The organism is Pseudomonas sp. GLN_2 (genome assembly GCF_043106005.1).
Classification (GTDB): Bacteria; Pseudomonadota; Gammaproteobacteria; order Pseudomonadales; family Pseudomonadaceae; genus Aquipseudomonas; species Aquipseudomonas alloputida.
In genome coordinates, this window is record NZ_JBICMC010000038.1 from 1 (window position 1) to 16,042 (window position 16,042).

12 protein-coding genes, 1 tRNA gene and 1 pseudogene are annotated in these 16,042 nt (G+C 57.5%); all 14 read right to left on the reverse strand.

Translation table 11 applies throughout. The features are described from left to right. Positions 1 to 332, reverse strand: a 332-nt coding sequence (locus ACF8Q6_RS10090; protein ID WP_392498741.1) for a GTP-binding protein, incomplete at its 3' end; no start/stop codon positions are given. A gap of 27 nt (positions 333 to 359) precedes the next feature. Beyond that, entirely contained in the window at positions 360 to 2,507 is a 2,148-nt protein-coding gene (fusA, locus tag ACF8Q6_RS10095; RefSeq protein WP_003255490.1) for an elongation factor G, read from the reverse strand. A gap of 30 nt (positions 2,508 to 2,537) precedes the next feature. Further along, positions 2,538 to 3,008 carry a 30S ribosomal protein S7 gene (gene rpsG / locus ACF8Q6_RS10100; protein ID WP_003246741.1) on the reverse strand — a complete coding sequence of 157 codons (471 nt, stop codon included), beginning with the start codon at positions 3,006 to 3,008 and terminating at the stop codon, positions 2,538 to 2,540. 106 nt (positions 3,009 to 3,114) lie between these two features. Continuing rightward, a complete protein-coding gene (gene rpsL / locus ACF8Q6_RS10105) occupies positions 3,115 to 3,486 on the reverse strand; it encodes a 30S ribosomal protein S12 (protein ID WP_003255492.1) in 372 nt (123 codons plus the stop codon). A gap of 211 nt (positions 3,487 to 3,697) precedes the next feature. Continuing rightward, positions 3,698 to 7,897, reverse strand: coding sequence for a DNA-directed RNA polymerase subunit beta' (rpoC, locus tag ACF8Q6_RS10110; RefSeq protein WP_003255493.1), 4,200 nt, complete (start codon positions 7,895 to 7,897; stop codon positions 3,698 to 3,700). Positions 7,898 to 7,961: 64 nt separating this feature from the next. Beyond that, complete coding sequence (rpoB, locus tag ACF8Q6_RS10115; RefSeq protein WP_003255495.1) at positions 7,962 to 12,035, reverse strand: DNA-directed RNA polymerase subunit beta; 4,074 nt, start codon at positions 12,033 to 12,035, stop codon at positions 7,962 to 7,964. A gap of 220 nt (positions 12,036 to 12,255) precedes the next feature. Further along, on the reverse strand, positions 12,256 to 12,621 hold the full coding sequence (rplL, locus tag ACF8Q6_RS10120) for a 50S ribosomal protein L7/L12 (protein ID WP_003255496.1): 366 nt from the start codon (positions 12,619 to 12,621) through the stop codon (positions 12,256 to 12,258). Between the two features lie 76 nt (positions 12,622 to 12,697). Beyond that, positions 12,698 to 13,198 carry a 50S ribosomal protein L10 gene (rplJ, locus tag ACF8Q6_RS10125; protein WP_003255497.1) on the reverse strand — a complete coding sequence of 167 codons (501 nt, stop codon included), beginning with the start codon at positions 13,196 to 13,198 and terminating at the stop codon, positions 12,698 to 12,700. 197 nt (positions 13,199 to 13,395) lie between these two features. Then, positions 13,396 to 14,091 (reverse strand): 50S ribosomal protein L1, encoded by a 696-nt coding sequence (gene rplA, locus ACF8Q6_RS10130; protein WP_003255499.1) that lies wholly within the window; start codon positions 14,089 to 14,091, stop codon positions 13,396 to 13,398. Continuing rightward, positions 14,091 to 14,522, reverse strand: coding sequence for a 50S ribosomal protein L11 (gene rplK / locus ACF8Q6_RS10135; RefSeq protein WP_003255500.1), 432 nt, complete (start codon positions 14,520 to 14,522; stop codon positions 14,091 to 14,093). Before rplK ends, rplA begins: the two co-directional genes overlap by 1 nt. Before the next feature lie 119 nt (positions 14,523 to 14,641). After that, positions 14,642 to 15,175 (reverse strand): transcription termination/antitermination protein NusG, encoded by a 534-nt coding sequence (nusG, locus tag ACF8Q6_RS10140; protein WP_003255501.1) that lies wholly within the window; start codon positions 15,173 to 15,175, stop codon positions 14,642 to 14,644. 9 nt (positions 15,176 to 15,184) lie between these two features. Next, complete coding sequence (secE, locus tag ACF8Q6_RS10145; RefSeq protein WP_003255502.1) at positions 15,185 to 15,553, reverse strand: preprotein translocase subunit SecE; 369 nt, start codon at positions 15,551 to 15,553, stop codon at positions 15,185 to 15,187. Between the two features lie 44 nt (positions 15,554 to 15,597). Beyond that, positions 15,598 to 15,673: transfer RNA gene (locus ACF8Q6_RS10150), tRNA-Trp, on the reverse strand. A 54-nt stretch (positions 15,674 to 15,727) separates the two neighbouring features. Next, a pseudogene (locus ACF8Q6_RS10155) lies at positions 15,728 to 16,042 on the reverse strand (elongation factor Tu); the annotation flags it as partial.

The following is a 16,042-nucleotide window of genomic DNA, read 5'->3' on the forward strand; positions in this document are numbered from 1 at the left end:
CCATCGGCGGCCGAGCAAACCAGGATCGCGCCGTCCATCTGGGCAGCACCGGTGATCATGTTCTTCACGTAGTCAGCGTGACCTGGGCAGTCAACGTGAGCGTAGTGACGAATGGTCGAGTTGTACTCAACGTGAGCGGTGTTGATGGTAATACCGCGCGCTTTTTCTTCCGGAGCCGAGTCGATCTTGTCGAACTCAACGATTGCCGAACCGAAAACTTCGGAGCAAACGCGAGTCAGAGCTGCGGTCAGAGTGGTCTTACCGTGGTCAACGTGGCCGATGGTGCCGACGTTAACGTGGGGAAGGGAACGATCAAATTTTTCTTTAGCCACGACAGTGAACCTCTTGCCTAAAGGGGATTAGCCTTGTTTTTTAACGAGTGCTTCGACGATGTTCGACGGAGCTTCGGCGTATTTGGAGAATTCCATGGAGTAGCTTGCGCGACCCTGAGACATGGAACGAACGTCGGTTGCGTAACCGAACATCTCTCCGAGCGGTACTTCAGCACGGACGACACGGCCAGAGACCGACTCATCCATACCCTGGACCAGACCACGACGACGGTTCAGGTCACCCATCACGTCACCCAGGTAGTCTTCCGGGGTTACAACTTCGACTTTCATGATCGGCTCGAGAACCACGCCACCGCCCTTCTGGGCCAGTTGCTTGGTCGCCATCGAAGCAGCGATTTTGAACGCCATTTCGTTGGAGTCGACGTCGTGGTACGAACCGTCGAATACCGCGGCCTTCAGGCCGATCAGAGGATAACCGGCAACAACGCCGTTTTTCATCTGCTCTTCGATACCCTTCTGGATCGCAGGGATGTATTCCTTAGGAATCACACCACCAACGACTTCGTTGGAGAACACCAGACCTTCAGTGATGTTGCCCTTGTCGTCCACGTCCGGCTCGGAGAAGCGAACCCAGCAGTGGCCGAACTGACCACGACCACCCGACTGACGAACGAACTTGCCTTCGATCTCGACGTTGGATTTGGTGATCTTCTCGCGGTACGAAACCTGCGGCTTGCCGATGTTGGCTTCGACGTTGAATTCGCGCTTCATGCGGTCAACGAGGATATCCAGGTGCAGCTCACCCATACCGGAGATGATGGTCTGACCGGTTTCTTCATCGGTCTTGACGCGGAACGATGGGTCTTCCTGAGCCAGCTTGCCCAGTGCGATACCCATCTTCTCCTGGTCCTGCTTGGTTTTCGGCTCTACAGAGAGCGAAATCACAGGCTCAGGGAAGTCCATACGCTCAAGGATGATCGGCTTGTCGGCGTTGCACAGGGTATCACCAGTGGTGACGTCCTTCATGCCGATCAGAGCAGCGATGTCGCCTGCACGTACTTCTTTGATCTCTTCACGCTGGTTGGCGTGCATCTGGACCATACGACCAACGCGCTCTTTCTTGCCTTTGACCGAGTTGATGACAGAGTCACCGGAGGTCAGGAAGCCCGAGTAAACGCGAACGAAGGTCAGAGTACCAACGAACGGGTCGGTGGCAATCTTGAAGGCCAGGGCCGAGAACGGCTCGTCGTCGTCAGCATGACGCTCGTCGAACTGCTCTGGCTTGACTTCGTCCTTAGGCACGTCGATCAGGTCAGGGTGGATACCCTTGATCGCCGGGATCTCGGTCGGAGCTGGCAGGAAGTCGATAACGGCGTCGAGAACCAGGGGAACACCCTTGTTCTTGAACGACGAACCGCAGACAGCCGGAACGATCTCGCTGGCCAGGGTGCGCGCGCGCAGGCCTGCCTTGATCTCTTCGACGGACAGCTCACCTTCTTCAAGGTACTTGTTCATCAGCTCTTCGGTGGCTTCGGCGGCGGCTTCAACCATGTTGTTGCGCCATTCGTTAGCCAGCTCGACCATATCCGCAGGAATTTCTTCCTCGCGGTAGGTAGTACCCTTGTCGTCGTCGTTCCAGTAGATAGCCTTCATCTTGATCAGGTCAACCTGACCCTGGAAGTTATCTTCCGAACCGATGGCCAGCTGAACAGGAACCGGAGTGTGACCCAGACGGTTCTTGATCTGACCTACGACGCGCAGGAAGTTTGCACCAGCACGGTCCATCTTGTTCACGTAAACAACACGCGGAACGCCGTACTTGTTGGCCTGACGCCATACGGTTTCGGACTGCGGCTCAACGCCGGAGGTGCCACAGAACACAACGACCGCGCCGTCGAGTACACGCAGCGAACGCTCTACTTCAATGGTGAAGTCAACGTGGCCAGGGGTATCGATGACGTTTACGCGGTAGTTGTCATACTGACCACGGGAACCTTTCCAGAAGGTGGTAACGGCAGCGGAGGTAATGGTGATACCCCGCTCCTGCTCCTGCACCATCCAGTCAGTGGTCGCGGCGCCGTCATGCACCTCGCCCATTTTGTGGCTCAGACCTGTGTAGAACAGGATCCGCTCGGTAGTGGTGGTCTTACCCGCGTCAACGTGGGCACAGATACCAATGTTACGGTAGCGGTTAATTGCTGTAGTACGAGCCATAAAGCCCTCGCAAAAAGATTGATGCTTGAATTAGAAGCGGTAGTGCGAGAACGCTTTGTTGGCTTCAGCCATACGGTGAACGTCTTCACGCTTCTTGACTGCAGCACCCTTGCCTTCGGCAGCATCCAGCAGCTCGCCGGCCAGACGCAGAGCCATCGACTTCTCGCCGCGCTTGCGGGCGTAGTCTACGAGCCAGCGCATTGCCAGAGCGTTACGACGGGATGGACGAACTTCAACCGGAACCTGGTAAGTGGCACCGCCGACACGACGGGACTTTACTTCGACCAGCGGAGCGATGGCGTCGAGAGCTTTCTCGAAGATTTCCAGGGGGTCGCTGTTCTTGCGTGCTTTGACGGTATCCAGGGCACCGTAAACGATGCGCTCGGCTACGGCCTTCTTGCCGCTTTCCATCACGTGGTTCATGAACTTCGCGAGGATCTGGGATCCGTACTTCGGATCGTCAAGGATCTCACGTTTTGCTGCTACACGACGTCTTGGCATGATAAGCCCTCAAACGGTCTTCAGGTTAGCCCGGGACCAGGTCATTCGACCCACGCCCGACCTTACTCTTATCGACTCAAAAAAATGGATGTCTGCAAACGACCGATTACTTCGGACGCTTGGTACCGTACTTCGAACGACCCTGGTTACGGCCTTTAACGCCCGAAGTATCCAGAGAGCCGCGAACGGTGTGGTAACGAACACCTGGCAAGTCTTTTACACGGCCGCCACGAATCAGGACGACGCTGTGCTCTTGCAGGTTGTGGCCTTCACCACCGATGTACGAGGAAACCTCGAAACCGTTGGTCAGACGCACACGGCATACTTTACGCAGTGCCGAGTTAGGTTTTTTCGGCGTGGTGGTGTACACACGGGTGCACACGCCACGACGCTGCGGGCAGTTCTGCAGCGCAGGAACGTCGGACTTCTCGACCGAACGCTTACGCGGCTGACGTACCAGCTGGTTGATAGTTGCCATCTACTAGCTCCACTGATTGTCTTGCGACTCTATTGTCTTGCAAGAAAGCCAAAAATTGGCGAGACGGAGCCTCACCAAATTTAAGGGTACAAAAGTCTAAAGAGGATCTTGCACCCAGTCAAGACGAGGCCCCGGCCCTCCCCGCCCGATCATCGGCAACATTTCATGTCGCCGATGCTCGCCCGAGGCTTGCCGGGGCCTTGCCCTGTACTTAGTTACCGCTGGAATTCAGCGCTTCGGTCAGTGCAGCTTCCACTTCACTGGCGCTTACACGCAGCGGTTTGTCGGCATCACGGCGACGCTTACGCTCGCTGTGGTAGGCCAGACCAGTACCAGCCGGGATCAGACGACCCACGACCACGTTCTCTTTCAGGCCGCGCAGGTAGTCGCGCTTGCCGGTTACCGCCGCTTCGGTCAGTACGCGGGTGGTTTCCTGGAAGGAAGCCGCGGAGATGAACGACTCGGTGGACAGCGAGGCCTTGGTGATACCCAGCAACACACGGGTGAACTTGGAGATGAACTTGTCCTCGCCAGCGAGACGCTCGTTCTCTACCAGCACCTGGGTCAGTTCCATCTGGTCGCCCTTGATGAAGCTGGAATCGCCCGACTCGGAGATCTCGACCTTGCGCAGCATCTGACGCAGGATGGTCTCGATGTGCTTGTCGTTGATCTTCACGCCTTGCAGGCGGTAAACATCCTGGATCTCGTTGACGATGTACTTCGCCAGCGCGCTCACACCCAGCAGACGCAGGATGTCATGCGGATCGCTCGGGCCGTCGGAGATAACTTCGCCGCGGTTTACCTGTTCACCTTCGAAGACGTTCAGGTGGCGCCACTTCGGAATCAGCTCTTCGTACGGATCGCTACCGTCGGTCGGAGTGATCACCAGGCGACGCTTGCCCTTGGTCTCTTTACCGAATGCGATGGTGCCGCTGACTTCAGCCAGAATCGAGGCTTCTTTCGGACGACGCGCTTCGAACAGGTCGGCAACACGCGGCAGACCACCGGTAATGTCACGGGTCTTCGACGTTTCTTGCGGGATACGCGCGATAACGTCACCAACACCGATCTGCGCACCGTCAGCCACACCAACAAGGGCGTTGGCTGGCAGGAAGTACTGGGCAGGTACGTCAGTACCTGGCAGGTACAGGTCCTTGCCTGAGGCATCGACCATCTTGATTGCTGGACGGATTTCCTTGCCTGCGGCAGGGCGATCCTTGACGTCCAGTACTTCAATGTTGGTCAAGCCAGTCAGTTCATCGGTCTGACGCTTGATGGTGATGTTTTCTTCCATGCCCACGAAGGTCACGGTACCTTTCAGCTCGGTAACGATCGGGTGAGTGTGCGGGTCCCACTTGGCGACGATGGCGCCAGCTTCGACCTTTTCACCTTCCTTGACCGAAATCACCGCACCGTAAGGCAGCTTGTAGCGCTCACGCTCACGACCGAACTCGTCGGCAATCGCCAACTCACCCGAACGCGATACGGCAACCAGGTTACCGTCGGCACGCTCAACCTGCTTCAGGTTGTGCAGACGCACCATACCGCCATTCTTCACCTGGACGCTGTCGGCAGCCGAAGTACGGCTTGCGGCACCACCGATGTGGAACGTACGCATGGTCAGCTGGGTACCCGGCTCACCGATCGACTGGGCAGCGATAACGCCGACAGCTTCACCGATGTTCACCTGATGACCGCGAGCCAGGTCACGACCGTAGCACTTGGCGCAGATGCCGTAGCGGGTTTCGCAGTTGATCGGCGAACGCACGATCACTTCGTCGATGCTGTTCAGCTCGATGAACTCAACCCACTGCTCGTCGACCAAGGTACCGGCCGGAACGATAACGTCCTCGGTACCTGGCTTGAACACGTCACGGGCGATGACACGACCCAATACACGCTCACCCAGCGGCTCTACAACGTCGCCGCCTTCGATGTGTGGCGTCATCACCAGGCCCTGATCGGTGCCGCAGTCGATCTCGGTCACAACCAGATCCTGGGCAACGTCCACCAGACGACGAGTCAGGTAACCGGAGTTAGCGGTTTTCAGTGCGGTATCCGCCAGACCCTTACGAGCACCGTGAGTCGAGATGAAGTACTGAAGTACGCTCAGACCTTCACGGAAGTTCGCAGTGATTGGCGTCTCGATGATGGAGCCGTCCGGCTTGGCCATCAGACCACGCATACCGGCCAGCTGACGGATCTGGGCTGCGGAACCCCGCGCACCCGAGTCAGCCATCATGTACATCGAGTTGAAGGACTCTTGCTCGACTTCCTTGCCTTCGCGGTCGATGACCTTCTCTTTCGAGAGGTTGGCCATCATCGCCTTGGACACTTCGTCGTTCGCCTTCGACCACAAGTCGATGACCTTGTTGTACTTCTCGCCCTGGGTTACCAGACCGGAGGCGTACTGGCTCTCGATTTCCTTCACTTCGTCGGTAGCGTTACCGATGATGCGGGCTTTCTCGTCCGGGATAACGAAGTCGTTAACACCGATGGAAACGCCGGAAATGGTCGAGTAAGCGAAACCGGTGTACATCAGCTGGTCGGCGAAGATAACGGTCTCTTTCAGACCAACCACGCGATAGCACTGGTTGATCAGCTTGGAGATCGCCTTTTTCTTCATCGGCTGGTTGACCACGTCGTACGGCAGACCTGCTGGCACAACCTGGAACAGCAGCGCACGGCCGACGGTGGTGTCGACGATGCGGGTGTTCTTGACCACCGAGCCATCACGCTCTTTCACGGTTTCGTTGATACGAACCTTGATTTTCGCATGCAGGGCGGCTTCGCCGGCGCGGAATACGCGGTCGACTTCCTGCAGGTCGGCGAACACGCGACCCTCGCCCTTGGCATTGATCGCTTCACGGGTCATGTAATACAGACCCAGTACAACGTCCTGCGACGGAACGATGATTGGCTCACCGTTGGCTGGCGACAGGATGTTGTTGGTCGACATCATCAGCGCACGCGCTTCGAGCTGGGCTTCCAGGGTCAGCGGCACGTGAACGGCCATCTGGTCGCCGTCGAAGTCGGCGTTGTACGCAGCACAGACCAGCGGGTGCAGCTGGATAGCCTTACCTTCGATCAGTACGGGTTCAAACGCCTGGATACCCAGACGGTGAAGAGTCGGTGCACGGTTGAGCAGTACGGGGTGTTCGCGAATCACTTCGGCGAGAACGTCCCACACCTCTGGCAGCTCGCGCTCGACCATCTTCTTGGCAGCCTTGATGGTGGTCGCCAGACCACGCATTTCCAGCTTGCCGAAAATGAACGGCTTGAACAGCTCGAGGGCCATCTTCTTCGGCAGACCGCACTGGTGCAGACGCAGGGTCGGACCTACGGTAATTACCGAACGGCCGGAGTAGTCAACACGCTTACCGAGCAAGTTCTGACGGAAGCGACCTTGCTTACCTTTGATCATGTCGGCCAGGGACTTCAGCGGACGCTTGTTCGAGCCAGTGATGGCGCGACCACGGCGGCCGTTGTCCAGCAGGGCGTCGACCGCTTCCTGCAGCATGCGCTTTTCGTTGCGCACGATGATGTCCGGCGCCGACAGATCCAGCAGGCGCTTCAGGCGGTTGTTACGGTTGATCACCCGACGATACAGGTCGTTCAGGTCGGAGGTCGCAAAACGGCCACCATCCAGCGGCACCAGCGGACGCAGGTCCGGCGGCAGCACTGGCAGAACGGTCAGGACCATCCACTCAGGCAGGTTGCCCGAGCCCTGGAAAGCTTCCATCAGCTTCAGACGCTTGGAAAGCTTCTTGATCTTGGTTTCCGAGTTGGTCTGCGGAATTTCTTCGCGCAGGCGGCCGATCTCGTGCTCCAGGTCGATAGCGTGCAGCAGCTCGCGGACAGCCTCGGCACCCATGCGGGCGTCAAAGTCATCACCGAACTCTTCCAGCGCTTCGAAGTACTGCTCGTCGTTCAGCAGCTGGCCCTTTTCCAGGGTAGTCATGCCCGGGTCGATAACGACATAGCTCTCAAAGTAGAGCACGCGCTCGATATCACGCAGGGTCATGTCCATCAGCAGGCCGATACGGGACGGCAGCGACTTCAGGAACCAGATGTGGGCAACCGGCGAGGCCAGCTCGATGTGCGCCATGCGCTCACGACGAACCTTCGCCAGGGCAACTTCAACGCCGCACTTCTCGCAGATTACGCCGCGGTGCTTGAGGCGCTTGTACTTGCCGCACAGGCACTCGTAGTCCTTGACTGGGCCAAAGATCTTGGCGCAGAACAGGCCGTCACGCTCAGGCTTGAACGTACGGTAGTTGATGGTTTCCGGCTTCTTAACTTCACCGAACGACCACGAACGGATCATTTCAGGCGACGCCAGACCGATGCGGATGGCGTCGAACTCTTCGACTTGACCCTGGTTTTTCAGCAAATTCAGTAGGTCTTTCAAGGCCTTTCCTCCTGGCGGAGCAGGGAGCGGGCATTACCTGCCCCACTCCCCTTCGCGTCACGTGTTATTCGGTTTCCAGATCGATATCGATACCGAGCGAACGGATCTCTTTGATCAACACGTTGAAGGACTCGGGCATGCCCGGCTCCATACGGTGATCGCCATCCACGATGTTCTTGTACATCTTGGTACGGCCGTTCACGTCGTCCGACTTCACTGTGAGCATTTCTTGCAGGGTGTATGCCGCGCCGTATGCTTCCAGCGCCCACACTTCCATCTCCCCGAAACGCTGACCACCGAACTGCGCCTTACCACCCAGCGGCTGCTGGGTAACCAGGCTGTAGGAACCAGTGGAACGCGCGTGCATCTTGTCGTCCACCAAGTGGTTCAGCTTGAGCATGTACATGTAACCAACGGTCACAGGACGCTCGAACTTGTTGCCGGTACGGCCGTCGAACAGCACCATCTGGCCGCTCTCTGGCAGGTCGGCCAGCTTCAGCATGGCCTTGATCTCGCGCTCCTTGGCACCATCGAAGACCGGGGTGGCCATCGGCACGCCTTTCTTCAGGTTGTTAGCCAGGGCCAGGATCTCTTCGTCGGTGAACTCGTCGAGGTTTTCCTGACGACCGCCGATCTCGTTGTAGACCTCGGTCAGGAACACGCGCAACTCAGCGGCTTTACGCTGCTCTTCGAGCATGCGGTCGATCTTCTCACCCAGGCCCTTGGCCGCGAGGCCCAGGTGGGTTTCAAGGATCTGACCAACGTTCATACGCGAAGGTACACCCAGCGGGTTCAGTACGACGTCAACCGGAGTACCGTTGGCATCGTGCGGCATGTCTTCAACCGGCATGATGACCGAGACGACACCCTTGTTACCGTGACGACCGGCCATCTTGTCACCCGGCTGGATGCGACGGCGGATTGCCAGGTAAACCTTGACGATCTTCAGTACGCCCGGTGCCAGGTCATCGCCCTGCTGCAGCTTGCGCTTCTTGTCTTCGAACTTGTCGTCCAGCAGACGGCGACGGTCGACGATGTACTGCTGAGCCTTTTCCAGCTGCTCGTTCAGTGCATCTTCAGCCATGCGCAGTTTGAACCACTGGCCGTGCTCCAGACCGTCCAGCACCTCGTCAGTGATCACGGTGCCTTTCTTCAGGCCCGCACCACCATCAACCACCTGGCCGTTCAGGGCAGAACGCAGACGCTCGAAGGTCGCACCCTCAACAATGCGGAACTCTTCGTTGAGGTCCTTGCGGATCTCGTCGAGCTGCATCTTCTCGATGGCCAGCGCGCGGCTATCGCGCTCTACGCCATCACGGGTGAAGACCTGTACGTCGATGACAGTACCCTTGGTGCCGGTTGGCACACGCAGGGAGGTGTCCTTAACGTCGCTGGCCTTCTCGCCGAAGATTGCGCGCAGCAGTTTTTCTTCCGGAGTCAGCTGGGTTTCGCCTTTTGGCGTGACCTTGCCGACCAGGATGTCGCCAGCGCCAACTTCAGCACCTACGTAAACGATACCGGCTTCGTCCAGCTTGTTCAGTGCGGCTTCACCCACGTTCGGGATGTCCGCAGTGATTTCCTCTGGGCCGAGCTTGGTGTCACGCGCCACACAGGTCAGTTCCTGAATGTGGATGGTGGTGAAGCGATCTTCCTGAACCACACGCTCGGACAGGCAGATGGAGTCTTCGAAGTTGAAGCCGTTCCACGCCATGAACGCGATGCGCATGTTCTGACCCAGAGCCAGCTCACCCATGTCGGTGGACGGGCCGTCGGCCATAATGTCACCACGCTGAACCTTGTCACCTTTGCTCACCAGCGGACGCTGGTTGATGCAGGTGTTCTGGTTCGAACGGGTGTACTTGGTCAGGTTGTAGATATCCACACCTGCTTCGCCGGTTTCCACTTCGTCGTCGGCAACGCGAACAACGATACGGCTAGCGTCGACCGAGTCGATCACACCACCGCGGCGAGCAACCACGCAGACACCGGAGTCGCGGGCAACGTTGCGCTCCATGCCGGTACCTACCAGCGGCTTGTCGGCGCGCAGGGTTGGTACAGCCTGACGCTGCATGTTCGAACCCATCAACGCACGGTTGGCGTCGTCGTGCTCGAGGAACGGAATCAGCGACGCTGCAACGGAAACAACCTGCTTCGGCGAAACGTCCATCAGGGTGACGTCTTCCGGCGCCTTGACGGTGAATTCGTTCAGGTGACGAACTGCTACCAGCTCATCGATCAGTTGCTTCTTGTCGTTCATCGCGGCCGAAGCCTGTGCGATGACGTGATCTGCCTCTTCGATTGCCGACAGGAACACGATGTCGTCGCTGACAACGCCTTCCTTCACCACGCGGTACGGGCTTTCCAGGAAGCCGTACTGGTTGGTGCGAGCGTAGGCAGCCAGGGAGTTGATCAGACCGATGTTCGGACCTTCAGGGGTCTCGATCGGGCACACACGGCCGTAGTGGGTCGGGTGTACGTCACGGACTTCGAAGCCGGCACGCTCACGGGTCAGACCGCCAGGGCCGAGTGCAGAGACGCGGCGCTTGTGGGTAATCTCCGAGAGAGGGTTGTTCTGGTCCATGAACTGGGACAGCTGGCTGGAACCGAAGAACTCTTTCACCGCTGCCGCTACCGGCTTGGCGTTGATCAGGTCTTGCGGCATCAGGCCTTCGCTTTCCGCCATCGACAGGCGTTCCTTGACCGCGCGCTCGACACGCACCAGGCCAACACGGAACTGGTTCTCGGCCATCTCGCCGACGCAACGTACGCGACGGTTACCCAGGTGGTCGATGTCGTCGACGATGCCTTTGCCGTTACGGATATCGACCAGGGTCTTCAGAACCTCGACGATGTCTTCCTTGCTCAGCACGCCCGAACCCTCGATCTCGGTACGACCGATACGACGGTTGAACTTCATGCGGCCTACGGCGGACAGATCGTAACGCTCGGCACTGAAGAACAGGTTGTTGAACAGGGTCTCGGCTGCATCCTTGGTTGGCGGCTCGCCTGGACGCATCATGCGGTAGATCTCGACCAGAGCTTCCAGCTGGTTGCTGGTGGTATCGATCTTCAGAGTGTCAGAGATGAACGGACCGCAATCGATGTCGTTGGTGTACAGGGTCTCGATACGGACAACCTGCGCCTTGGCGACCTTGATCAGCAGCTCGGTGGTCATCTCGGTGTTGCATTCGGCGAGAATTTCGCCGGTAGCCGGATGCACGATAGCCTTGGCGGTAGTGCGGCCCAGGACGTATTCCATTGGAACGTCCAGTTGCTTGACGCCGGCCTTCTCGAGCTGGTTGATGTGGCGCGCGGTAATACGGCGGCCTTGCTCGACGATGACTTTGCCGGTTTCGTCATGGATGTCCATGACTGCAACTTCACCACGCAGACGCTGTGGCACCAGTTCCAGGCTGAGTTTTTCGCCGGAAATGTGGAACACGTTGGTGGTGTAGAAGGTATTCAGCACTTCTTCAGTGCTGTAACCCAGGGCGCGCAGCAGCACCGAGGCCGGCAGTTTGCGGCGACGGTCGATACGCACGAACACGCAGTCCTTCGGGTCGAACTCGAAGTCCAGCCAGGAACCGCGGTAAGGGATGATGCGAGCGGAGTACAGCAGCTTGCCCGAGCTGTGGGTCTTGCCACGGTCGTGGTCGAAGAACACACCAGGCGAACGGTGCAGCTGGGAAACGATCACACGCTCGGTACCGTTGATAACGAAGGTACCGTTCTCAGTCATCAGGGGGATTTCACCCATGTAGACTTCTTGCTCTTTGATGTCCTTGATCGCTTTGTTCGACGATTCCTTGTCGAAGATGATCAGGCGCACCTTGACCCGCAGTGGGACCGCGAAGGTCACGCCACGCAGGACACATTCCTTCACATCGAAGGCGGGTTCGCCCAGGCGATAGCCTACGTACTCCAGGGCAGCATTGCCGGAGTAGCTGATGATCGGGAATACCGATTTGAAGGCCGCGTGCAGGCCGACGTCGCGGAAGTGATCCTTGGATGCTCCCGCTTGCAGGAATTCGCGATACGAATCCAGCTGGATGGCCAGGAGGTAAGGCACATCCATGACGTCCGGCAACTTGCTAAAGTCCTTGCGGATACGTTTTTTCTCAGTGTATGAGTAAGCCATCAGCGTTCCCCAGCTTGGTCACCTGCTTGTTTGGCTTCTCCCGGCGGGAGCAGCCAGAAAATCGTGCAAACCCCTTGGTTTGCGCCACCCACATGGGTGTCTTGCAGCTCGTTATCGGGACCGGCCTGACCGGCCACCAATAACGGAAAAAGGCCGGTGGCATAAGCCACCAGCCATCAGCCTTTCGCTCAACGCTCAGGCTGGCATCGCAAGGTCGAGATTACTTCAGCTCGACTTTAGCGCCTGCTTCTTCCAGCTTCTTCTTAGCGTCTTCAGCGGCTTCTTTCGAAACGCCTTCAGCTACAACCTGAGGAGCGCCATCGACTTTCTCTTTGGCTTCTTTCAGGCCCAGACCGGTCAGTTCGCGAACGGCTTTGATCACGTTCACTTTCTTGTCGCCGGCTTCAACCAGAACAACGTTGAACTCGGTCTGCTCTTCAACAACGGCAGCAGCAGCAGCTGGGCCAGCAGCGGCAACAGCAGCGGTAACGCCGAAGGTTTCTTCCATTGCTTTGATCAGCTCAACAACTTCCAGAACGGTTTTCTGGCCGATTGCTTCGATGATTTGTTCGTTAGTCAGAGACATGACTCAATCCTGTATTGGGGTGACAGCCTACGCAGCCATCAAATTAAACGTATGATTTTGAAAGAGTTCGCACGCCTTAGGCGGCGGTAGCTTCTTTCTGGTCGCGAATGGCTGCCAGAGTACGAGCCAGCTTGCTGGTGGCGCCTTGAATAACGCTCATCAGTCGTGCAATAGCTTCGTCGCGGGTCGGCAGGGTAGCCAACACGTCGATCTGGTTCGCTGCAATGAAATTGCCGTCAAACGCAGCTGCCTTGATCTCGAACTTGTCCTGACCCTTGGCGAACTCTTTGAACAGACGAGCAGCAGCGCCCGGGTGTTCGTTGGAGAAAGCAATCAGGGTCGGGCCTTTGAACGCGTCGTTGAGGATCGAGAATTCGGTGCCTTCAACAGCGCGCTTGAGCAGGGTATTACGCACTACACGTACGTATACGCCAGCTTCGCGGGCCTCTTTACGGAGTCCGGTCATTGCGCTTACAGTCACACCACGGGCATCAGCCACGACAGCGGACAGAGCGACTTTGGCAGCCTCGTTGACTTCAGCGACGATGGCCTTCTTGTCTTCGAGTTTAATTGCCACGGGTTTACTCCTGGTTTTTACCGTTTCATCTGGCCGAGGCCGGATGTCGTTTTGGTGTCTGATTCGGTAACGAATCGGGAGCACCATCTGCGTGGGCTGATATTTTAAGGCTTGCGCCGCCTACGGTCTTGGATAGCCCCCGCCAGGCAGGGACCCCAATTTTTGCTGGCGGCGCGACTGGTCGCGCCGCCATGTTCTTACACGTTCAGCGAGCTCTGATCGATGACCAGACCTGGGCCCATGGTGGTGCTCAGGGTAACGCGCTTAACGTAGATACCTTTCGAGGAAGCTGGCTTGATACGCTTCAGGTCAGCGATCAGGGCTTCAACGTTTTCCTTCAGCTTGTCAGCTTCAAAGCCGATCTTGCCAACGGAGGTGTGGATGATACCGTTTTTGTCGGTACGGTAGCGAACCTGACCAGCCTTGGCGTTTTTCACGGCAGTGGCTACGTCTGGGGTCACGGTACCAACTTTCGGGTTAGGCATCAGGCCGCGAGGACCCAGAACCTGACCCAGCTGACCTACAACGCGCATGGCATCAGGCGATGCGATAACGACGTCATAGTTCAGGTCGCCGCCTTTCATTTCGGCAGCCAGATCGTCCATACCTACGCGATCTGCGCCGGCAGCCAGAGCAGCTTCAGCAGCTGGACCCTGGGTGAAGACAGCAACGCGAACGGTCTTGCCAGTGCCGTGTGGCAGCACGGTAGCGCTACGTACGACTTGGTCGGATTTACGCGGGTCAACACCGAGGTTAACGGCGATGTCGTAGGACTCGACGAACTTGGCAGCAGGCAGCGAGGCCAGCAGAGTTGCCGCTTCTTCGAAGTTGTAGGCCTTGCCTGCTTCGATTTTCTCGGCGATTGCCTTTTGGCGTTTGGTCAGCTTAGCCATTACACACCCTCCACGTTCAGGCCCATGCTGCGGGCAGAGCCAGCGATGGTGCGTACAGCAGCGTCCAGGTCAGCGGCAGTCAGGTCAGCCTGTTTGGCTTTCGCGATGTCTTCCAGCTGAGCACGGGTAACGGTACCGACTTTAACGGTGTTCGGGCGAGCCGAACCACTGGTCAGGCCAGCAGCTTTCTTCAGCAGAACCGAGGCAGGGGTGCTCTTGGTCTCGAAGGTGAAGCTACGGTCGCTGTAGACAGTGATGATCACTGGAGTCGGCAGGCCGGCTTCTTGACCCTGGGTACGGGCGTTGAAGGCCTTGCAGAATTCCATGATGTTCACACCATGTTGACCCAGAGCTGGACCAACGGGTGGGCTTGGGTTGGCCTGGCCGGCCTTAACTTGCAGCTTGATGTAAGCCTGAATCTTCTTAGCCATGAGCTACTCCAAAATCGGGTACGAACGCCTGATGGCTCCCCGGATGACTTGCGTTTTATCCCAGTGACGACAAAACCCCGCAGCACACAGGGCTGCGGGGTATGGGATGCTTCGTCCGCCTAGACCTTTTCGACCTGGCTGAACTCGAGCTCCACCGGAGTAGAGCGACCGAAAATGAGCACCGCAACCTGCAGGCGACTCTTTTCGTAGTTAACTTCTTCGACACTACCATTGAAGTCAGCGAACGGACCATCAATGACTCGAACCACTTCACCTGGCTCGAACAGCGTCTTGGGCTTCGGCTTATCGCTACCGTCGGCAACGCGACGCAGGATGGCCTCAGCTTCTTTATCGGTAATCGGCGCAGGCTTGTCAGCAGTACCGCCAATAAAGCCCATCACGCGAGGGGTGTCCTTGACCAAGTGCCAAGTCCCTTCATTCATCTCCATCTGGACCAGTACATAGCCAGGGAAGAATTTACGCTCACTCTTGCGCTTCTGGCCGTTGCGCATTTCGACGACTTCTTCGGTCGGGACCAAGATCTCGCCGAAACCGTCTTCCATGCCAGCCAGCTTGACGCGCTCGATGAGGGAGCGCATTACATGCTTCTCGTAACCCGAGTAAGCATGCACAACATACCAACGCTTAGCCACGGGACACCTTTAGCCAACGATCAAGGAGACCGCCCAGCCGAGCAGGGAGTCGAGCCCCCACAGCAGCAGTGCCATAACCAGCACGACAGCCACGACAATCAGCGTGGTCTGGGTGGTTTCCTGGCGGGTCGGCCACACGACTTTACGAATCTCGGTACGAGCTTCCTTCGCCAACGCAAAGAACGACTTGCCCTTCGCAGTCTGCAGAGCTACAAAGCCCGCGACAGCAGCAAGGACGAGAAGCACAAGAACGCGATACAGGATTGGGGAGGCGGAGTAATATTGATTACCCACGACACCAACAACCACCAAAGCCACTACAGCCAGCCACTTGAACAGATCAAAACGCGATTCTTGGGCTTCAGTTTTGGGGGTCATCGAGGAGGATCCTGTAAGAAGAAAGCCATCACACCGAGGTGAAATGGCAGGTCAGGAGGGAATCGAACCCCCAACCTACGGTTTTGGAGACCGTCGCTCTGCCAATTGAGCTACTGACCTGTAACGCTGTATCAGGCCGGCCATTATACCGGCCTGATCAAGTAAATCAACTACTTATTCAATAATTTTTGCTACGACACCGGCGCCGACGGTACGACCGCCTTCACGGATAGCGAAGCGCAGACCGTCTTCCATTGCGATGGTCTTGATCAGGGTAACAGTCATCTGAATGTTGTCACCTGGCATTACCATTTCAACGCCTTCCGGCAGTTCGCAGTTACCGGTCACGTCAGTGGTACGGAAGTAGAACTGTGGACGGTAGCCCTTGAAGAACGGCGTGTGACGACCGCCTTCTTCCTTCGACAGGACGTAGACTTCTGCGGTGAACTTGGTGTGCGGCTTGACCGAACCTGGCTTGACCAGAACCTG